Raw genomic sequence first — 19897 nt, forward strand, 5'->3', positions numbered from 1 at the left:
ATGATGATTATCGGATTGAGCAATCCCATACATAGTATAAGTGCCCACCGCGCTGAATAAATTAGCGCGGTGGGCACCGATGGCCTTTGTTATATGCATCAGCCTAGTTGCTACGGTCGCGTACTCCCTGTACCCCTTCTTTGGTCGCGCAACTGGCGCAGCAGTAGAAGACACCATTCTCTTCTACTCCATGCCCAATAATGCGACAGTCGCAGTGATGGCACCGGGGAGCCAGAGAGGTAATTGCGCATTCAAAGCTATCGAAAATATGCGACTTTTGCCCCATGACAACCTGGAAAGCCTTATCATATTCATTGCCGCACACTTCACACTGAGCCATAGACGTTCTCCTTTTCTAAATGTATCTCCACGTATCTTATGTCCGGGCAAGTCTGTTCCTTTTTCACTATAGTGTTGCGCTTAAATGATCGCTTTCAATCAGTCCTCACCTTGCTGCACAATTTTATAGATGAATACAATTTTAGGCCGGGCGCATACTGATGGTGGAAGCAGATGCCGGCCAAATCAATGGTCAGGGGCATCTCCGCGGAGGTCATGAGACATGATACCCAAGTGAGGAGCAGCCACAGCTATGCAAAAAGTAAGTACGCGACCCGCTATTTCTAAAACCCAGACGACGGGTCCAGATAAATCAAATAACCTTCTCTATCGCTATGGATTGGATCTACTGGTTGTGCTGGCGATGGGATTTCTTCTATACAAAGGTCTGTTCGGGCAGAGCTTTAGCGATGTACCTGGCTATCAATGTTATGCAACGGTTTTTGGAGGGGTCTATCCGCACTCGGACCGCTCTCATCATCGCAATGTGATTATGTAATCCATCCTCAGGCATCGTTTATTTCTACCGCTACCCTTGTACATTGGATGCAAGCATATCACATGCCCTCATTCAGCATCCAATTTGTAGCCAGCCAGAATGCGAATCTTCCCTTTCACTCATTACCTAGAGAATATCCGCTGCCAGCAATGCTTCCGTTCTCATTTCCTTTACTTGTCCCAGATGGCCAGTACCAGATGGTCTTTGCAATCTCAATGGCTCTGGTGGCCGCTATTATTTATGGGTTACTGAGATGCTTTAGATCAAGGTGGGCGGCGTTTACCTGCGCGCTCTACCTGGTCATTGGCGGCTGGGCAACAGCTGTCGGCCGTTTCGATCTAATCCCCTCGGCGCTTACACTGGCCGCTATCATCTTCGGGGCACGAAAGCGTTGGCACCTGGCCTTTGCTTTTCTGGCGCTGGCCGTGACCTTTAAATTCTATCCACTACCACTACTTTTTCCATTTCTCCTGGCTCAACAACTGGCATCCAATGAAAAGTGGAAGAGCTGGAGCAGGTTCACCCCACTGGCTGTGTTTACAACGATATGCATGCTAATGATAGCAGTCTCACTCTGCTTGAGCATCGAGGGAACTCTTGGGCCATTCAGCTACTATGGCAATCGTCCGTTTCAGGTCGAGTCACCCGCAGCCTCCCTCATCTGGTTCTTCCACATGCTGGGAGCTCCACTCTATATAGTGTATGGGTATGGTTCATTAAACATAGGCAGCCCCCTTGATCCCCTGGCATCGTTGATAAATGCACTTCTACTGGGTACGGGTCTGATATATACCTGGTGGTTGCAGTGGAGGAATAAAGTTGACCTGGCAGCCTCATGCCTGCTGACGCTCCTGATCGTTGTCTTCACCGGAAAAGTGTTCAGCGCACAATATATCCTCTGGTTCATTCCCCTGGCCGCCTATGTTGAGGCGCGGAACCCCAGGTGGATCGCGGCGTGGTGTCTGATCGGAGGCTTGACAACATATATCTTTCCTTATCTCTACATGGACTTTTACAGCCAGTTCAGCGTCATCGCCAATATTCCCTTCTTCCATGCCGTCATTGCGCTTCGTAACCTCTGCCTTCTCTGCGTTATTGCGTCACTCCTCTACTTTTACTCGCGTCCATACGAGCGCAAAGAAGCTGATTTAGTACATGCACGGCTTAAAGGAAGGAAAGTAACCGTGAGGAAACGCTATTGATAGAGGAAATTTCAGCTCAAAGGAGGCACAAAAGATATGTCAAAGACGGTGATTACGTCACCTGCGCAGATACAGCAGCATGTTAACCAGGTTGAGGACACGCATCAACCAATGCTGTTGTGGCACAAAATCGCGCTGGGTGCCATACTTGCCATTGCCACTTTCTTCAATTTTTTCGCCCTCGACAAACAGGATTTTTATGAGTACTACTATGCGGCTGCTGTTAAGAGCATGCTGCTGAACTGGCATAATCTGTTCTTCGTGGCGTTCGATCCCGCCGGCTTTCTGGCGATAGATAAACCGCCGCTCGGCTTCTGGTTGCAGGTGTTGAGCGCCAGGCTCTTCGGCTACTCGGTATTCTCTATCACGCTGCCTGGAGCCATGGCCGGGGTGTTCGCGGTCGCTCTGATGTTTCACCTCGTGCGCCGCACCTTCGGTCCCCTGGCCGGCCTGCTCGCGGCACTGGTGCTGGCCCTATCGCCCATCAGCGTGATCACCGATCGCAACAATATTGTAGACGGCACGCTGGTCCTGGTCGTACTGCTGGGAACCTGGATGATGTGTAAAGCCGCAGAGACTGGCCGCTTACGCTGGCTGTGTCTCTGCGCGATCCTGATTGCCCTTGGCTTCAACATCAAATATCTCCAGGCATATATGGTGATACCCGCGCTGGGCCTGTTTTACTGGCTTGGAGCACCGATCCCTACGCGAACAAAGATCTGGCACCTGGCGGTAGCGCTGGGAATCCTGGCGCTGATCTCCCTCTGCTGGGTAACGATCGTCGACCTGACACCAGCCAATCAGCGTCCCTTTATTGATTCGATTACCAGCGGCTCGGAACTCGATCTCGCCCTTGGTTACAATGGTGCGTTCCGCCTGAATGCCGACAGTAATGTCGTCAACTACTGGGCCTGGGAGATAGGCCGACCGGGGATTGCACGCTTCTTCTTACAACCGATGGCAGGGCAATGCAACTGGCTCTTGCCAGTAGCGCTGGTCAGCTTTTTTGCATGGAGCAGGACGCGAAGAAAGCATCAGCCATTTACCAGGCAGGATCGGGCGTTCATACTCTGGGGAACCTGGCTGTTTACCATGCTCATCTTTTTTAGCGCAGCCCATTTTTTCCATTTGTATTATCTCTCGATGCTGGCCCCGGCCATCGCGGCATTGGTTGGAGCGGGAACAATGATATTATGGCGGGAATATTGTCGCTATGGGTGGCATGGCTGGCTACTTCCCTATACCCTGTTGGCAACAGGAATCATCCAGGCTCTCTTTCTCATTGCTTTTCCAACGTGGGGCACAATGCTCGCGATGGTCATTGCTGCTCTTAGCACCGTGTTAGTGCTAGCGCGCAAGCAACGCTTCCCCTATGAAAAAGTCAGGAAACCGCTTAACCGCTGGGAAGCCAACCAGATCAAACAACATAAAAGGGGACAAGCAGAATCACATCAACACGCCATTAACGGCGATGCGAAAATACCTGAGCAACGTTTGCAGCAGATTACCATGCCAATTGTCGTCCTGGGGATATTGAGCCTCTTGCTAGCTCCAACAATGTGGATCGCCATCTCTTTCAATCAGGGCGGGCGGATTAACCCAATGGCTGGACCACCAGCTCCCCAAACGCGCGTCCCTCCGCTCATAGCCGACCCTGTACTAGAAAACTTTCTGCTCTCCAATAAAGGCCAGGCAGAATTTCTGCTCGGCACCATGAATACAGAGGTTGCAGCTCCATTCATCATAGATACGAGTCAGCCCGTCATCGCGCTGGGTGGCTACAATGGCAGCAAAAGCTTTCTGACGCGAGACCAGCTTATCCAGCGCGTCGATCACGGCGTGGTACGCTTTTTCTTGATGCCAGATAGTAAAGATCCGGCGGGGCACTGGGTACTTTCTAATTGCCACAGAGTGCCAAACAACCAATGGCAATCACGTGATACAACAAAATTTTCTATAGATGGGCTATGGTTGTTCGACTGCCAGGGTCATTCGTGACATTCAAACCCAAACTTTTATCACACGCAGGCGTGTACATGTGATCATTCGGTTGCAAACCTTTGTGAAGAAAGAGTGTGAGGACACCTGCGTTCACCAGACCCCTGAGCATGCAAATTCCCAGCATGCCAGGGGTCAAACACATTCTATGCAGCGTTTTTTAGAACTTGTACTCTTTATTTATTGTTACATCGTTCAACGATCCATGCTCCCTGGGAGTAGAGCACTTGATGAGATTGGCAATTGACCTGTTCACCGCCTTTGAGAATGGCGATATATGAAGGGACTGATAGCAACTGTGGTTCTGTTGGATAGAAGTAATAATTACGATAGTTAAGAACTTTATATGTGTCACCTACGGTTATGACCGACGAATGCTGCTGAAAATCGTATGGGTCTATGTGAAGTAGATAGAGGATATATACGTAATTAGTTGAAATGCGATCAGATAAATAGATGGGTTCGTCGGACGTTGCTTGCGTTCTGGCAGCGAGGAGAGCTTGATCCAATCCATCGCTGAATGCATAGCTAATGTAACTATTGTAATCTGTAAAATAATCCCTGCAAAAAAGTCCGCTATAGCTTAGTGTGATAGCCAGAACGGCTGTCAGGAAGAGCCATTTAGCTTTCTTATTCCTGATGCTACTATACATTCCAACGATACCAATTGCGCTTAGAGCTATTAGCGGCACAAAGATAGCATTGCTGCGATTGATATTGAGAGGAACAAGAAAGAAAAGCGGCAGAGTCGCGATCAGCCAGATGATGAAGATGGTGGCATCGCCGCGTTTTTTGAGGCTGTAATAGATGCCCAGGGCCGCGCCTGGAAGTGTTACGGCGCCGAGTGGTTGAGACCAATCCAGATTATTCCAGGGCAGGCCGTCGCGAAAACCGCTACTAAGGAAGAGTGCATTGGCGGCCAAAAGATCTTGACCATTGCTGATTTGATTTAAGCGATTACTGATAAGCAAAGGAATGGTGAATGGTAAGTGAGCAATAAATGGGGGGGTATAATGCAATATACTGTTATCCAATGTGAATAATAGGAATGGGGCTGTGATAAGCAGAAATATTCCCAGGCTGAGCAGAAAGGCCGTTTTGTGAGTAAGAATTACTTTATAGCGCATGAGGGAATACATCCCTGCTATTCCTAGTATGACCAGGACAGATATCCCATAAGCGTAACAGGAAAGTGCCAGGAACACGAGTGAAAAAGGGAGAAGCATCTTTCTAGCGGAGGAAGTATAACAATAAACCAGGGAAGCCACACCAATCAGGAGAAAAAAAGGAAGTAGATTTGATTCCAGGCTCCATCTCGACAGCATAATGTGCCATGGCGTGACACTCAGCAGAAGCATTGCGAGGAGTCCTGTTTGAGCATTATAGAGTCTTTTAACCAGGAAATAGAGCACGATCAACGTCAGAACACTCAACAGAGCGGGCAAAAATCTGGCTCCAAAAGTATTGAGCCCAAACAATTTGATAAAGGGAATGTTGATATACGACTGTAGTACATTTTGGCCGGACCCCCATGATGGAAAATAGATAGGAAATTTGTTACCCCAACGATCGGTACCTCTTGTTAATAAAGCATATGACTCATAGGCAGCACCCGCTTCGTCTTGATTGATTCCCGCTGGAAGTGATGGGAATTGAGCAAAGCGTAGTATGCAGGCTAGTATGAGTATGCACCAAAAGAGTATTTGCATACGTACCTTGTTAATGCGTTCATAGAAGAAGGGCCAAAGGGTTCTTATTGTGACATCTTCAGTTTGAGATACCTCTGTTTCGATCTCTGTGATTATTTTGTGTCTTTGCATCATTCACCACCACATTTCCACTTTGAAATTGTTATCAGGCTTCTATAGCTACAGAAGCCAGGTATTTTAATCAGACTACTCCTCTGGACAGAGTGCCTCGTTTTCAACTTGAGTAGTATTGAGCTGACCACCAACAAAATAGAGGTCCTTTATTAACGTGCCGACCGTAATGATTATCGCTCCTAAAATGAGAAATGATAATAAGTAGAAGCTGATAATTGTTGTGTAAAACAGAACAGGCACATAGGAGAGTAAGGATGCCAGTTGTACAACAATGGCAAGATAAAATTGCCTGGGTACATAGCATGCATAGATAATAGATATGACGTCCGCCATGTAAAAGTATCTTTCATGCATTTCTGGCAAGAAAAACGGGATGCTGAGCACAAAAATAAACGCAAGCAGCAGTACCAGCTGAGCCGAAACTTCTTGATGACGCACGTACACAACAAAACACAATATAATGACGCATGCCATAGCTAATATTATGCCTGAATAATGAAGATTCGAGAACTGAGAATCCGGGAACCATTGCCAGAAGGTGGGCGCATGGAGGGTTAAAGATGGATACTCCCCTGTTGCTCTCACGTATATGGTTAATAAATTTATGAATGACCGACCAAGAAGAAAAGGAGGGAAAATTATCAGCAAGTAAGTAACTGGTATCATCACCAGATGCTTGATAGAAACCTCTCGTTTCATCCATAAACAGAGCAATAATGGGGACAGAAAAATGGCTTCTGGTTTAAATGAAAGTGAGAGACCAAAACAGAAGCATGCTAGCCAGGGGCGTTTCTTCATCAAGAAATACAGACCCGCTGCACCGAACGCTGTATAGATACCATCGCTCTGAGACCACAGAGCACTGTTAATAAAAATTGTTGGAGCAAATAATATAAGTACTGAGGCAATAAAAGGTACGTAGCCCCCCGGATATTTGGTTTTAACGATAAGATAGGCAAAAAAGGCCAACACAAAATCAAAAAAAATAGAGATCCCTTTAAGGGATACTATTTGTGGAATTGGGATATAGGTTACAAATGCAATAAAATAGAAGTAAAATGGGGTATAATCACCAATCTCATACTTTAATGCAAGAAATCCACCATGCGCTCGCATAAAGCTGTACCATATGGCAACATAACGTTGGTAGTCACCGCTTTCAAATGGTAAAAAAGAAATCCGTAACAGCAAGGCTAATAGCAAGAGGGCTCCTATTAAAATATGTTCCACTCTTGTTTTTCTCTGTACCATATTTTTTATCGTAGAGAAATACTTTGCTGTTATGTTTTCGCTTTCGGTATGGAGGTTGTTTAGCGCTGGTTTCATTTTTGTAGCTTTGTTTTCTACTCGAATATTGCTCATGGTTTTGTTCTCCTCGGAAATCCTTCAGCTCTAATGTGATTCTTCAGGGTCCTTGTACCTTGTTACCTGCTTACTCCCTTTCTCACATCGCCCATGGGCCTTGCAGGGCCGCTGGAGCCCTTGCTGAATAGCGGCCGTTTAATTTCAGTTTACCCATATCCGCAAAACTACTTGCAGTTTCTCACTGAGAAAGGAGGTATCTGATAAGTACATCAGGAAAATGGTAGCCAGGGGGATCTCAGGCTTCTTCATCTTCTCATAAAGTCGACTATGTAGCAGTATTAGAAATCGCGGGGGGTTATATCCTGCGGAGCATCACAGTTCGCAAAATAGAGCTCTCTGATTAACGCACTGATCGTAACGATCATCGCTCCTAAAGTGATAAAGGCTAGCAGGGATAGGTTGATGACTGTTATGCCAAATAAGAAAGGCGCATAGGAGAATAAGGACGCCAGTTGCACACCAATGGCAAGATAAAACTGCCTGGGGATGTAACATGCATAAATAACAGACATAATATCTGCCGTGTAAAAGTATCTTTCATGCATTTGCGGCAAGAAGAACGGCACACAGAGCGCAAAAATAAATGCAAGCATCACCAGCAGCCTATTAGACATTTTTGGATGACGCATATACACAACCAGACACAAAAGCAGGGCACATGCCAGGGCCAGAATCAAACCCGATTGATGAAGAATTGAAAATTGAGAGTTCGGGAACCACTCCCAGAAGTTGGCGGCATTAAGGGTTATATATGGTACATCACTGGTTGCCGCCAGGTATACAGTTAATAGATCCGTAAGTGGCCGACCAGCAAGGAAAGCAGGAAAAATCATCAATAAGTAAGCGGCAGGTATCATCATCAGATGCTTGATGGAGATTTCTTGTTTCATCCATAAGAGGAGTAACAATGGAAAGAGAAAGGCCCCCTGTGGTTTAAATGAGAATGCAAGGCCGAAGCAGAAGCATGCTAACCAGGGACGTCTCTTCAAGAGGAAATACAGGCCAGCTACAGCAAACGACGCCAGGATGCTATCACATTGCGCCCACAGAGCGCTATTAATACAAACGGTCGGAGCAAATAATACGAGTACCGAGGCAATCAAAGGGGCGTAACCTCTTGGATATTTGAGCCTGGCAATGAGATAGACTCCAAAGGCCAGCATAAAATCAAAGAAGATGGAGAGTACTTTGAATAATACAAGCTGGGGGAGTGGAATATAGGACATCAGCACAATAAAGTAAAAATAGAAGGGAGTATAGTTACCCACATTGTATTTCAATGCGAGAAACCCACCATTGGCTTTAATGAAATTGTACCATACTACAAGATATCTTTGATAGTCATCACTTTCAAACGGTAGAAAAGAAATCCGTAACAGCAAAGCTAATAGCAAGAGAGCTCCTATTAAAAAGTATTCTACCCTTGCTCCCCTCTGCACCATATTTTTTATATCGGGAAGAGATTTAACTGTTATAGTTTCGCTTTCAGTATGGAGCTTGTTGCGCACCGGGTTTATGTTGGGAGCTTTGTTTCTTATCTGGATATTGCTCATGGTTTTGTTCTCCTCAAAAATCCTTCGGTTCTAATGTAACTACTCAAGGTCCCTGTATCTTTTTAGCTACTTTTGGAGCCGAGATATGGGAGAATTTACGAGCACCTCTATGCCTTCTCCAGTTTACCCCTTTTCTCACATCACCAATGGGTTTTGCAGGCCCACTGAAACCCCGGCTACATAGTATTGCTTAATTTCAGTTTACACATATCAACAAAAGTATTTGCAGACTATCTTGATAGAGAAGATTAGTAATTAATTAATATATTTTGTTGTATAAAATATGAAACAGGAGCAATATTTTCAATTTTGAAAAATACACATAAAAATGTTATATACACTTCTATTATATTTATCCTGAATAATTTGTTATCGCTATATATCATAATATCAGAAAGTCAGCAATGGCGAATAAAAGTTGGAGGAAGATAGATGACAAAAATCAGCATAGTAATACCTGCTTTGAACGAAGAGAAAGGGATCGGTCCAGTCCTTCAAGAGATTCCCATTTCTACCTTGAATCAAATGGGATATGAAACCGAAATTTTAGTCATAGATAACGGCTCAACGGATAGAACGGCTCAGGTTGCGCGAGAACACGGGGCAACAGTAATAGTGCAGCCAATTCGAGGGTACGGCAACGCATATCATGCAGGATTTGCTAACGCTTCAGGAGAGATTATCGCAACTGGAGATGCCGATTTGACTTATCCATTTTCAATATTACCTCAACTCATAAAAAAAATGGAGGAAGAAAACTTAGAGTTTGTGAATACCGACCGCTTAACTTACCTTGATAACGCCGTTATGAGTTTTTCTCATCGGGTTGGTAATTGGATATTAACACACTCTATCAAATTGCTTTTCAAATGGCCGTTTAAAGACTCACAATCGGGTATGTGGGTATTTAAAAGAGAGATCTGGTCGAACCTGGATGTGCGCTCATCTGGTATGCCATTTTCACAAGAATTAAAAATTGAGGCGTATATAAGAGGTTTTAATTGCGCGGAAGTTCCCATTCTTTATCGTACCCGGGTGGGAAAAGAGAAGTTACATACGATTAAAGATGGGATTGGCAATATCTCTCATTTATTTTTAAAACGACTCCAAGGATGGAACCAATCCGACCGATATCGTATTCACCGGATTCAACTTCATCAGAGGCAAGCTGCCCAAAGCACATCACACGATGCATCAGCGTTTGAACAACCCGTATCGCAATTGGTAAGCAGCCGACGAAAAAACCGCGTTTGATAGCATTTGTGCCAGGGAGCAAAGAAGGTAGAAGGAAATGTTATGCTCAAAGAGTATATAAAAGTCGAGGCACGCTTAAAACAATCCTCCGAACGAGCAGAACCACGCCCTGAAACGCTCGTTGCCCGGTTTGAGGTTGCGTTAATAGCGCTAGGCCTGCTGGCAAACTTTTTTCTTTTGCAGCATGTTATGTGGTGGCCTGATGCTGGATTCAGATTCAACGCTCTGTCGGAACTGCTGACACAGGGCAAAATGCCTGACACAAAGTATTCGCTGGTCGGGCCACTCTTCTCAATCCCTCTCTGGGCTCTGGACACAGCTAACCAGACGTACTGGTGGACTACACGTTATAATGTGTTCGTCCTTGGCGCAGGTCTGCTTGCTATCTACTGGCTATTGAAGGATCGCGTCGACCGTGGCCTGCTACGCAAGTTCTTCTTGCTACTCGTCGCAGGCTCAATGTTCTCCCACCACCTCTTGTTCTACTTTGGAGAGGTGTTTACTGCTGTCTTTGTCGCCGTCGGTTGTGTAGCAATTGTTGTTGGTCCCGTTACAGTAGGTTGGTGTGCAATTATCCTGGGCGTGGTCAATACCCCGGCCACGGTTATCGGCTTGATACTGCTGGATGCCAGATATATACTCGCGAGCAAACGTGTACGCTATACTCTGGTGATCATTATTGGAGTGGCTCTAATTATGCTCGAATCCTGGATCCGCCGCGGCAGTCCGTTTGCCAGTGGTTACGCCGATGACTATGGGCTGCACACCATCATGCCCTACTCTGGTAGGCCGGGCTTTAGCTATCCCATTTTCTTTGGCTTGAACTCATTGCTCTTTTCCTTTGGAAAGGGGATCTTATTTTTTGCTCCAGGCTTGTTGCTCCCTATTCGCCAAACCCTGCGCAAGCTTCAGAAAGAGACAAAAGTGGATCTGTTTGGGGTATATGCCCTATGGATAGGATTCCTCGTTGGCTTATTGTTGCTCTACTCCTGTTATTGGTCCTGGCACGGTGGTTGGTTCTGGGGACCACGTTACCTGCTCTTTGCATCGATCCCGGCCTCCTTTGCGCTCGCCGTACGCTTGCAACAGCGCGATGCCTCACTGGTGATGAATATAGTAATCATCCTGGTACTTTGCCTATCTATCTGGGTTGGTATTAATGGCGCAGTCTATGGAGACGACGCACTACGAAACTTCTGCAATCCCCAATGGTATGGAAATGAGTCTTTGTGTTACTATGCACCTGAGCTCAGTGCCCTATGGTATCCCTTCGTGGTTTATCAGCCGCTTGGTCCAGGACAACTGCTCTATCTACTCTATAGCTTCTTTGTCGGCCTTTATCTCCTCATGCCCCTGCTGATCACAACATGGCGGCAACTAATTACAGTAGCGCAACAACATAATTGGACCAGGCTAAACTTTCGTTTCTGATTTCATGCCCACATCACACGCAACATGAACCATCCTGGATTTAACGCAGGAGGATGATCCACCATGAAAAACGGGACATCCTCCTGTATGTCTTGTTTACCAGTGCTTCACGTGCGATCACAGCATCCCGGATAACATATGAGAATAGCTTGAAGTCAAACAGTGCCTTGTGGAGCATCTTGAGCGTCTCGTAGTGGCCTATATGCGCCAATCTACCGCTCAAAGTCCTTGACCATCAAGAGTCACATGGCTAGAAACGTAACTTGTGTGATGTGGAATCAAATCTTCTTCCAAATATGACCATCTACCGTAACGTAATGGTTTGTTGACACTATATACAACCGTATTATTTATTTCTTATACGGTAATTCAAGCAAAATTATATATAGATTAACTGTGCAGATAATAAAATACAAGAGGCTATTATTACATTAATTTGGATATATACCTTACATATTGCTTCTATACTGAGATTAGAGCAGCCTCTCCTATAAGAGAAGAGATGTTGCGGCACCGAGGGATGGTCTACATGTTATCTGGGGTTACTGACATCATCCTTGGACCGATAGCCGTATCTCTTAATTTCCTACTATAAAGGAAACAGGCGCATGCTCTTGTGTTTAACCAGTCATAAAAGGAAGAGAAAGAAATACAGCCTATGAGAAAATTTCACATGCTGGGCATAGCACTCGTGGTTTGCGTACTGGCGATTTCTGTCAGTATGCTCGCAGGGGTGTTCGCTCATGCTGGTTCGGATCATTCTCATTCAGCTCATGTTGGTTCGACTCATTCTCGTCAAGCTTATGATGACTCGAACCAGCACCGTCAAGCTTATGATGATACAACCGGCTCTCATCAAGCTTCTGATGACTCGACTCACTCTCATCAAGCTTATGGTGATTCGGACCACTCTAGTTCAGATGCTGACTGGACCCAGGCTTACCCGGATGATAAGCAAATCGGGCTTTCCTCTCAGCAAAGCAGTCTTTATTCCCATCAAAGTGGGCCTTTTACCAAAGGCTATCAGTGGTTCTCCAATAAGAACACTGTGGGTAAGGTCTCCTATCATAAACATAGCAGTTGTGATGGGTGCAAAGATTGCGACAAGCATCACTGCAAAAAAATTATTATTATAAAAGGACCCTCCGGTCCTAGCGGTCCATCAGGTCCTTCTGGGGAGTCTGGTCCTTCGGGTCCATCAGGTCCTTCTGGAGAGTCTGGTCCATCAGGTCCTTCGGGTCCTTCTGGGGAATCTGGCCCTTCGGGTCCTTCGGGTCCTTCTGGAGAGTCTGGCCCTAGTGGTCCTTCTGGAGAGTCTGGCCCTAGTGGTCCTTCTGGCCCCTCTGGGGAGTCTGGCCCTTCAGGTCCTTCGGGTCCTTCTGGGGAATCTGGCCCTTCGGGTCCTTCGGGTCCTTCTGGAGAGTCTGGCCCTAGTGGTCCTTCTGGCCCCTCTGGGGAGTCTGGCCCTTCAGGTCCTTCGGGTCCTTCTGGGGAGTCTGGTCCTAGTGGTCCTTCTGGAGAGTCTGGCCCTTCGGGTCCTTCTGGCCCCTCTGGGGAGTCTGGTCCTAGTGGTCCTTCTGGCCCTTCGGGAGAATCTGGCCCTTCGGGTCCTTCTGGAGAGTCTGGTCCTAGTGGTCCTTCTGGCCCCTCTGGGGAGTCTGGCCCTTCAGGTCCTTCGGGTCCTTCTGGGGAATCTGGCCCTTCGGGTCCTTCGGGTCCTTCTGGAGAGTCTGGTCCTAGTGGTCCTTCGGGTCCTTCTGGGGAATCTGGCCCTTCGGGTCCTTCGGGTCCTTCTGGAGAGTCTGGTCCTAGTGGTCCTTCTGGCCCTTCTGGAGAATCTGGCCCTTCGGGTCCATCAGGTCCTTCTGGAGAGTCTGGTCCTAGCGGTCCTTCGGGTCCTTCTGGGGAGTCTGGTCCTAGCGGTCCTTCGGGTCCTTCTGGGGAGTCTGGTCCTTCAGGTCCTTCTGGCGAATCTGGTCCTAGTGGTCCTTCTGGCCCTTCTGGGGAATCTGGCCCTTCGGGTCCTTCGGGTCCTTCTGGAGAGTCTGGTCCTTCGGGTCCTTCGGGTCCTTCTGGAGAGTCTGGCCCTAGTGGCCCCTCTGGCGCTTCTGGTCCTAGCGGGGCGTCTGGTCCTTCCGGTCCTTCGGGCGCTTCTGGCGCTTCTGGCCCTTCAGGTCCTTCTGGCGCTTCTGGCGCTTCCGGTCCTTCTGGTGCTTCCGGCCCTAGTGGTCCTTCTGGCGCTTCCGGTCCTTCTGGTCCTTCTGGAGAGTCTGGTCCATCAGGTCCTAGTGGCGCTTCCGGCGCTTCTGGTCCTAGTGGCCCCTCTGGTGCGTCTGGTGCTACTGGTCCATCAGGTCCTTCGGGGGCGTCTGGTCCTAGTGGGGCGTCTGGTCCTTCAGGTCCTAGTGGGGCGTCTGGTCCTTCAGGTCCTAGTGGGGCGTCTGGTCCTAGTGGGGCGTCTGGTCCTTCAGGTCCTTCGGGCGCTTCTGGCCCTCCAGGAGAGAGTGAAGGATTTGACACGGTCAGCAGCTCAACAGTACCAGTTGTTATACTCAGCCCTACCGGTCCATCAGCAGGCACAGATGTAACGGTGGCGAGCCTAGGGCCGTTACCAGCAGGCAACTATGTTATCGATACGAGTATTCCGATAACCACGTTCGGTACTAATGCGATGGTAACGTGCCACTTTGCCGGCACTAATGTCACAACCGATGGCGCAGTAACGAAAGAAACAACCGGTCAGGCAGGTGGAGAGTCAACTCCAGATGTTGCAACAATACCACTGACGGATTCAATAGTTATAGGCACTGGTGGCGGAACCGTCGATGTTGTATGTTCTGCAACGGAAAGGGGTGCTTCAACAGATGTTTCGGCCGATAATGTCTCTATCACTGCGGATAGGAAGGGTACTCTAACTCATCCGACTCCGACTCCGACTCCGATTCCGACTCCCGGCCTCTAATTAGAGGAAGGCAAGCTATATTGTAACCCCTGGCTTGGTTCATCCTCTAGCAGGTGGGTACCGATGGAAGTGGATGTTATCATCCGCTTCCATCGGTACTCTCTATTTTGTAGAGAAATGAGTGGCCACACGAAGATTTGCTAGCGCATTTTGTGAAGCGTGCCATTTCCCTCTTGAGCAGGAGAGAGTCACCACCATCGAACGCCGTCAAGTCCACGATCTGCCAGCGGTTTTTGCTAATACTCCTTTCCCTATATAAAAATTATGCGTGGATAAATAATACAGGTAAAAAATACAATAAGTATATTAGCATCTTGATTTGAATATATAACTTATATATCGCTTCTATACTGAAATCAGAGCAGCCTCGCCTATAAGGGAAGAGATGTAGCGTGAACAAGGAACAGTCTATGTTATCTAGGGTTACTGACATCATCCTTGAGCTGGTAGCTTGTATCTCTTGTTTTCCTAATGTAAAGGAAACGGGCGCACGCTCTCTTGTTTAACCATTCATAAAAGGGAGAGAAAGAAATATAGCCTATGAGAAAATTACACATGCTGGGCGCGGCATTCGTGGTTTGCGTGCTGGTGATTTCTGCTGGTATGCTGGCAGGAGTGTTCGCTCATGCTGGTTCAGATCATTCTCATTCAGCTCGTGTTGGTTCGTCTCATTCTCATCAAGCTTACAATGATTCGAATCAGTACAGTCAAGCTTCTGATGCTTCGGACCAAATTCATCATGCTTCTGATGGTGCGGGCGCCTCTCATCATGCTTCTGGTGATGCGGATCACTCTAAAGCAGATCCTGATTGGATTCAGGCCTACTCAGACGGTGATCAAATTGGGCGCGCCTCGCAACAAAACAGTCTTTATTCCCATCAAAGTGGGCCTTTTGCCAAAGACCATCAGTGGTTCTCCAATAAAAGCACTGTGGGTAAGGTCTCCTATCACAGACATAGCAGTTGTGATGGATGCAATGATTGCAACAAGCATCACTGCAAAAAAATTATTATTATAAAAGGACCCTCCGGCCCTAGTGGTCCTTCTGGAGCGTCTGGCCCCAGTGGTCCATCAGGTGCATCCGGCCCTAGCGGTCCTTCTGGTGCATCTGGTCCTAGTGGTCCTTCTGGTGCGTCTGGCCCTAGTGGTCCTTCTGGTGCATCCGGCCCTAGCGGTCCTTCTGGAGCATCTGGCCCTAGCGGTCCTTCTGGAGCATCTGGTCCTAGTGGTCCTTCTGGAGCGTCTGGCCCTAGTGGTCCTTCTGGAGCATCTGGCCCTAGCGGTCCTTCTGGAGCATCTGGTCCTAGCGGTCCTTCTGGGGCGTCTGGTCCTAGCGGTCCTTCTGGAGCATCTGGCCCTAGCGGTCCTTCTGGGGCGTCTGGTCCTAGCGGTCCTTCTGGAGCATCTGGCCCTAGTGGTCCTTCTGGTGCATCTGGCCCTAGCGGTCCTTCTGGGGCGTCTGGCCCTAGTGGTCCTTCTGGGGCGTCTGGCCCTAGCGGTCCTTCTGGAGCGTCTGGCCCTAGCGGTCCTTCTGGAGCGTCTGGCCCTCCGGGAGAGAGTGAAGGGTTTGACCTGGTAAGTACACAAACTGCCACGCTAACACTTGCTGCAGGTACAGAAAATGTTAGCACATCGTCAGTCGTAGCGAATCCAGGCTTAACACTACACCAGGGCAAGTATGTTATAGATGCGGTGGTTCCGATACTATTCAAGTCGGCGAATGCGCAGGTAACGTGCAAATTTGTCGCTACTAGTGGCACCATCTCTTTTGAAACTGGTGGTCCTGCTGTAATGATAGAATCACCGCCAACGGGAGAGGGACGTGCTTCTACCCTTCCGCTTACGGATTCAGTGGTCGTCGGCGCTGGTGGTGCAACGGTTAATGTTCTCTGTACTCTTAGCCGGATAAATGCTGCCGATCCCCAGGCGGTTACTATCGGGGTGTTCGTAGCCAACCCGGACAACGGGATCTCGACCAGCGGTGTTTCCATGTCTGCTGACTTGAAGAACAAGCTAAACGGCGCGGATCCGCCGGCAGAATAAAGAGCAGTATAGTAACCCTCTGCTCATTCGTTCTCTAGCTTGTAGGTACCGATGAAGGTGGATATTATCATCCACTTTCATCGGTACTTCTATTATGTAGAGGTATGAGAGGCTACACGTAGATTTGCTGCTGCCATCTCGGCTTTGTGGAGTGCCTGGGCGACGCCACGCGGCTGGTTGGGGAGCGCGCAGTGGCGGGCATGCCACAGACCATGCTATGCTTTAGATAAAGCTATTTCTTTGAATTATTATTTCTTTGAATTATAAAGAATCGCAGGCAGCGAAAGGAGATGCGTACGTGAACGAGGAACAGACCGATCGTCAGTATTGGATATATGTTCTCAGCCGAATCGCTGAACCAGTCCTTACTAATATGGCCGCCCGTACATTGAAGGAACGCATGCCCGTTGAGGCCAGCGACAGCAAACGCGCCAGCTTCAGTCATCTGGAGGCGATTGGACGGCTGCTGACCGGATTGGCCCCCTGGTTGGAACACGGGCAGGTTCACGCGCAGGAAGAGCGGCTGCGTCAGCGCTACGCCGACCTGGCCCGGCAGGCTTTAGACGCGGCCACCGATCCCTCTTCGCCAGATTATTGCAATTTCGGCTACTCGATGCAGCCCATCGTTGATGCCGCATTTCTGGCCCAGGCTCTGTTACGTGCCCCTACCGAGTTATGGGAGAAGCTTGAGCCTTCGGTCAAACGCAATGTTGTACAGGCTCTCAAGCTGACACGCAGCCGCAAGCCATATGCCAGCAACTGGCTGCTATTTAGCGCCATGATCGAAACGGCCCTTTATCGCATGGGTGAGAATGACTATGATCCGATGCGCATCGATTATGCCTTGAAGCAGCACGAACAGTGGTACCTCGGTGATGGCGTCTATAGCGATGGCCCCCACTTTCACAACGATTACTACAATAGCTTCGTCATTCAACCTATGCTGGTAGACATCATTGAGCAGGTTCGGTCGCTGTACGCGGATTGGAAGGCGCTGCGCGCGCCGATTCTACAGCGTGCCCGGCGTTACGCCGTCATTCAGGAACGCATGATCTCGCCCGAGGGCACCTATCCGGTCATTGGCCGCTCCATCACCTATCGCTTTGGCGCGTTCCACCTGCTGGCACAGATCGCTTTGAGGCAGGAGCTTGATCCCACCATACACCCGGCGCAGGTGCGTTGCGCGCTGACTGCGGTGATCAAGCGTGTGCTGGAGATGCCCGGCACCTTCGATGAGCAGGGCTGGCTCACCATCGGCCTCAGCGGCCATCAGCCAGAACTAGGCGAATCCTATATCTCAACGGGTAGCCTGTACCTGTGCGCGGCGGTCTTTCTGCCGCTGGGCCTGACCGCCGATAACGCCTTCTGGCGAGGACAGGCTCCCTGGACGGCCCAAAAGCCTGGGGCGGCGCTAGCACACCGATTGATCACGCTTTACGCTCGTAAACTGCTAGATTTTAATATCTAAACCGTTTCCTACTGGTAATCCGTATAATCATGGTGATAGGAATTTTGTTGCCATGGATGGCATCCTAAAAGTGAGGCATACACCAATGTGTATACCGAGCAGAAAGGCAATTCACATGAATATTAATCCTCAGCAGATCGATCAGGTCCTGAATTCACTGCCATATCCCATCGGTAAGGACGACCTGGTTCAGCAGGCTCGCCAGCATGGCGCCAACGACCAGATCATCGGTATGCTGGATAAATTGCCCAATAAGACCTTTAATTCAGCCGATGATTTGAAGAGCAACCTTAGCGGCCTCGGCAATTTAGGCGGCCTTAAGTTCTAACTTAATAGCTGCAGGGGTCGCGCCACTGGCGACCTTTGCGGCTATTTCTATACCAATAAAATGGATCAAGGTCCATTTTATTGGTATAGAAATTAAAGTTTTGTTTGTAGGGTCCGATAGAGGTAAGTGTAGCCCACCAGCACTCAACATCTTCCGCATTAAGGCTACCAACCTTCCAGGTGGGAGGAGCGAAAGGTTTTTTCGCTCCTCCCACTTTTTTTGGATGCTTGAGCGCCCCTGCTCGGGCGGCCGCGTACGCGGCCGCCCTGGTTAATAAGGTGTGCATCGGGGGCGCACTGCGCCCCCGATGCACACCTTATTAGGGTGGTGGGCCTCTCCGCGCGGTGGTGCCATGCTTTATTAGGGTGGTGGATTGGCTCGGCTCATCTCTTCGCGCGGCGGTGCCATGCTTTATTAGGGTGGTGGATTGGCTCAGCTCATCTCTCCATGCCGTGGCGCCATGCTTTATTAGGGCGGTGAATTGGCTCGGCTCATCTCTTCACGCGGTGGCGCCATGTTTTATTAGGGTGGTGGATTAGATTTTGCCCCGCCTTGCGTGAGCGCCCATGGTATATATGGATGATGTAAAAAACGCGCGTTTTTTACATCATCCATATATAACGTGATCGTAGGTGCCGGGCTTGCCCCGGCTTTGGAGCGCAGCGACAGGGTGGTTAATTTGCCTCTTGTTCAGGGATAATAGATCGTTGTAAGAGGAGGCGGGCCAGTTCGCGGGCGGCGGGCGAGGGACGCTGCTGCTGGGTGGACCAGGCCGGGCCATACAGGTGAGAACTCAGTAAGAAAGGTAAGAGGACTGCGGGGAGACGCGCGGGCGTCGCTGTATTGATCCAGTTGACGCGACCATGGATACATAGGCTGGGTGGTGCCACTACATAATTACCTTCGCCGTAGGTGTCTATGCCCGGGCCAAGCTTATTCTTCGTAGTGCAGAGGGACAGGGTTTGATTATAAGTAAAGTAAAGCTGCCAGCTACCGCGCTCGTTCTGGCTGATAGCCGTTTCAGGTATGGCATACAGCTGCCTGAAGTGCTCCAGGAAGCCACCCCGTAATGGATCAATCTCGATGACCATCAGGCCATCACCAGTGGCGATGCCGATGTTCACCTGCTCGTCTTGCTTCCACCAGCGTTGAAGTTCCACCGCATCATTGGTTGCTTGCTGCACATCATCTACCAGGTAAGGATGTTGTCCTGGCTGTGGACACTCTAGCTGGCCGCAGGCACATGCGCCATCAGCATTCAGGCTATAGAGGGGAAGGACGCGCCAACCGTTCTGTGCATAATTGCATGCAGCATCCTGTAAACGGCATAGCGGAGGACATAAGGTAGGTAGAGGGGGTGTTATACGCATTGTCTGTCGCATATATGCTCTCCTTCTCAAGACGTTGAGAGAAGACACTACGAAGTCCACCCATACGAGTGAGCAGTACAGAGAAAATCTGTACTTGCATCCAGTATAACTGTACCCTCCAAATTTCGCACTCGTTTTTTCTACATGCGGTTAAATATCAAAAGAGCAATGAGCGCGCCTATCAGTCCGCAGTTCATTGTTCCTTGCATCGTTGGATGGTTACATAAATTTGGTGTAGAAGGAACCATGACGCCCCCACCAG

At 48.9% G+C, this 19897-nt stretch carries 15 protein-coding genes and 1 pseudogene; 8 read left to right on the plus strand and 8 right to left on the minus strand.

Going from position 1 to position 19897, the window contains the following annotated elements:
- Nucleotides 1–103: 103 nt before the first annotated feature.
- Nucleotides 104–340: a hypothetical protein gene (locus tag AABA21_RS23805; protein WP_338254146.1), complete on the minus strand. Its 237-nt coding sequence runs from the start codon at nt 338–340 to the stop codon at nt 104–106.
- A 252-nt stretch (nt 341–592) separates the two neighbouring features.
- Here AABA21_RS23805 and AABA21_RS23810 point away from each other — a divergent pair, with 252 nt between their 5' ends.
- The 3 genes from AABA21_RS23810 (at nt 593) to AABA21_RS23820 (ending at nt 4038) form a co-directional block, all read left to right on the plus strand.
- Nucleotides 593–838, plus strand: coding sequence for a hypothetical protein (locus AABA21_RS23810; RefSeq protein ID WP_338254147.1), 246 nt, complete (start codon nt 593–595; stop codon nt 836–838).
- A gap of 197 nt (nt 839–1035) precedes the next feature.
- On the plus strand, nt 1036–2040 hold the full coding sequence (locus tag AABA21_RS23815) for a hypothetical protein (RefSeq protein WP_338254148.1): 1005 nt from the start codon (nt 1036–1038) through the stop codon (nt 2038–2040).
- A gap of 36 nt (nt 2041–2076) precedes the next feature.
- A complete protein-coding gene (locus AABA21_RS23820; RefSeq protein ID WP_338254149.1) occupies nt 2077–4038 on the plus strand; it encodes an ArnT family glycosyltransferase in 1962 nt (653 codons plus the stop codon).
- Between the two features lie 176 nt (nt 4039–4214).
- Here AABA21_RS23820 and AABA21_RS23825 read toward each other — a convergent pair whose 3' ends face one another.
- The 3 genes from AABA21_RS23825 to AABA21_RS23835 all read right to left on the minus strand — a co-directional run bounded on the left by AABA21_RS23825 (nt 4215) and on the right by AABA21_RS23835 (nt 8779).
- Nucleotides 4215–5861: an ArnT family glycosyltransferase gene (locus AABA21_RS23825; protein WP_338254150.1), complete on the minus strand. Its 1647-nt coding sequence runs from the start codon at nt 5859–5861 to the stop codon at nt 4215–4217.
- Nucleotides 5862–5933: 72 nt separating this feature from the next.
- The gene (locus tag AABA21_RS23830) at nt 5934–7223 is read right to left on the minus strand and encodes a hypothetical protein (protein ID WP_338254152.1); all 1290 of its coding nucleotides are present in this window, start codon (nt 7221–7223) and stop codon (nt 5934–5936) included.
- A gap of 281 nt (nt 7224–7504) precedes the next feature.
- The gene (locus AABA21_RS23835; RefSeq protein ID WP_338254153.1) at nt 7505–8779 is read right to left on the minus strand and encodes an MptA/MptB family glycosyltransferase; all 1275 of its coding nucleotides are present in this window, start codon (nt 8777–8779) and stop codon (nt 7505–7507) included.
- 432 nt (nt 8780–9211) lie between these two features.
- On the opposite strand from AABA21_RS23835, the gene AABA21_RS23840 reads away from it, so the two are divergent.
- Both AABA21_RS23840 and AABA21_RS23845 read left to right on the plus strand, forming a co-directional pair.
- On the plus strand, nt 9212–10033 hold the full coding sequence (locus AABA21_RS23840) for a glycosyltransferase family 2 protein (RefSeq protein ID WP_338254154.1): 822 nt from the start codon (nt 9212–9214) through the stop codon (nt 10031–10033).
- A gap of 42 nt (nt 10034–10075) precedes the next feature.
- Nucleotides 10076–11464, plus strand: a complete 1389-nt coding sequence (locus AABA21_RS23845) for a hypothetical protein (protein WP_338254155.1) — start codon at nt 10076–10078, stop codon at nt 11462–11464.
- Between the two features lie 1110 nt (nt 11465–12574).
- Here AABA21_RS23845 and AABA21_RS23850 read toward each other — a convergent pair.
- A complete protein-coding gene (locus AABA21_RS23850) occupies nt 12575–13984 on the minus strand; it encodes a collagen-like domain-containing protein (protein WP_338254156.1) in 1410 nt (469 codons plus the stop codon).
- Nucleotides 13985–15051: 1067 nt separating this feature from the next.
- Here AABA21_RS23850 and AABA21_RS23855 point away from each other — a divergent pair.
- Nucleotides 15052–15444: a hypothetical protein gene (locus AABA21_RS23855; RefSeq protein ID WP_338254159.1), complete on the plus strand. Its 393-nt coding sequence runs from the start codon at nt 15052–15054 to the stop codon at nt 15442–15444.
- Here the strand turns inward: AABA21_RS23855 and AABA21_RS23860 are convergent.
- Entirely contained in the window at nt 15419–16021 is a 603-nt protein-coding gene (locus tag AABA21_RS23860; RefSeq protein WP_338254161.1) for a collagen-like domain-containing protein, read from the minus strand. The genes AABA21_RS23855 and AABA21_RS23860 overlap by 26 nt on opposite strands.
- A 746-nt stretch (nt 16022–16767) precedes the next feature.
- Here AABA21_RS23860 and AABA21_RS23865 point away from each other — a divergent pair.
- Together AABA21_RS23865 and AABA21_RS23870 are read left to right on the plus strand one after the other, a co-directional pair.
- Nucleotides 16768–17915, plus strand: a pseudogene (locus AABA21_RS23865) (DUF2264 domain-containing protein).
- Between the two features lie 137 nt (nt 17916–18052).
- Nucleotides 18053–18265, plus strand: coding sequence for a DUF2795 domain-containing protein (locus AABA21_RS23870; RefSeq protein ID WP_338254163.1), 213 nt, complete (start codon nt 18053–18055; stop codon nt 18263–18265).
- Nucleotide 18266: 1 nt separating this feature from the next.
- Here the strand turns inward: AABA21_RS23870 and AABA21_RS23875 are convergent, their stop codons facing one another.
- Together AABA21_RS23875 and AABA21_RS23880 are read right to left on the minus strand one after the other, a co-directional pair.
- The gene (locus tag AABA21_RS23875; RefSeq protein ID WP_338254164.1) at nt 18267–18551 is read right to left on the minus strand and encodes a hypothetical protein; all 285 of its coding nucleotides are present in this window, start codon (nt 18549–18551) and stop codon (nt 18267–18269) included.
- A gap of 388 nt (nt 18552–18939) precedes the next feature.
- On the minus strand, nt 18940–19647 hold the full coding sequence (locus AABA21_RS23880; RefSeq protein WP_338254165.1) for a bifunctional DNA primase/polymerase: 708 nt from the start codon (nt 19645–19647) through the stop codon (nt 18940–18942).
- Nucleotides 19648–19897: the final 250 nt, after the last annotated feature.

This window comes from Dictyobacter halimunensis, assembly GCF_036245075.1.

Bases quoted from the DNA above. Each gene is read 5' to 3' on its own strand.
- AABA21_RS23835 (WP_338254153.1), bottom strand. From the start codon at position 8,779: ATGAGCAATATCCAGATAAGAAACAAAGCTCCCAACATAAACCCGGTG.
- AABA21_RS23820 (WP_338254149.1), top strand. From the start codon at position 2,077: ATGTCAAAGACGGTGATTACGTCACCTGCGCAGATACAGCAGCATGTT.
- AABA21_RS23840 (WP_338254154.1), top strand. From the start codon at position 9,212: ATGACAAAAATCAGCATAGTAATACCTGCTTTGAACGAAGAGAAAGGG.
- AABA21_RS23855 (WP_338254159.1), top strand. From the start codon at position 15,052: ATGCTGGTTCAGATCATTCTCATTCAGCTCGTGTTGGTTCGTCTCATT.
- AABA21_RS23870 (WP_338254163.1), top strand. From the start codon at position 18,053: ATGAATATTAATCCTCAGCAGATCGATCAGGTCCTGAATTCACTGCCA.
- AABA21_RS23880 (WP_338254165.1), bottom strand. From the start codon at position 19,647: ATGCGACAGACAATGCGTATAACACCCCCTCTACCTACCTTATGTCCT.
- AABA21_RS23815 (WP_338254148.1), top strand. From the start codon at position 1,036: ATGGTCTTTGCAATCTCAATGGCTCTGGTGGCCGCTATTATTTATGGG.
- AABA21_RS23810 (WP_338254147.1), top strand. From the start codon at position 593: ATGCAAAAAGTAAGTACGCGACCCGCTATTTCTAAAACCCAGACGACG.
- AABA21_RS23830 (WP_338254152.1), bottom strand. From the start codon at position 7,223: ATGAGCAATATTCGAGTAGAAAACAAAGCTACAAAAATGAAACCAGCG.
- AABA21_RS23825 (WP_338254150.1), bottom strand. From the start codon at position 5,861: ATGATGCAAAGACACAAAATAATCACAGAGATCGAAACAGAGGTATCT.
- AABA21_RS23845 (WP_338254155.1), top strand. From the start codon at position 10,076: ATGCTCAAAGAGTATATAAAAGTCGAGGCACGCTTAAAACAATCCTCC.
- AABA21_RS23875 (WP_338254164.1), bottom strand. From the start codon at position 18,551: ATGCACACCTTATTAACCAGGGCGGCCGCGTACGCGGCCGCCCGAGCA.
- AABA21_RS23805 (WP_338254146.1), bottom strand. From the start codon at position 340: ATGGCTCAGTGTGAAGTGTGCGGCAATGAATATGATAAGGCTTTCCAG.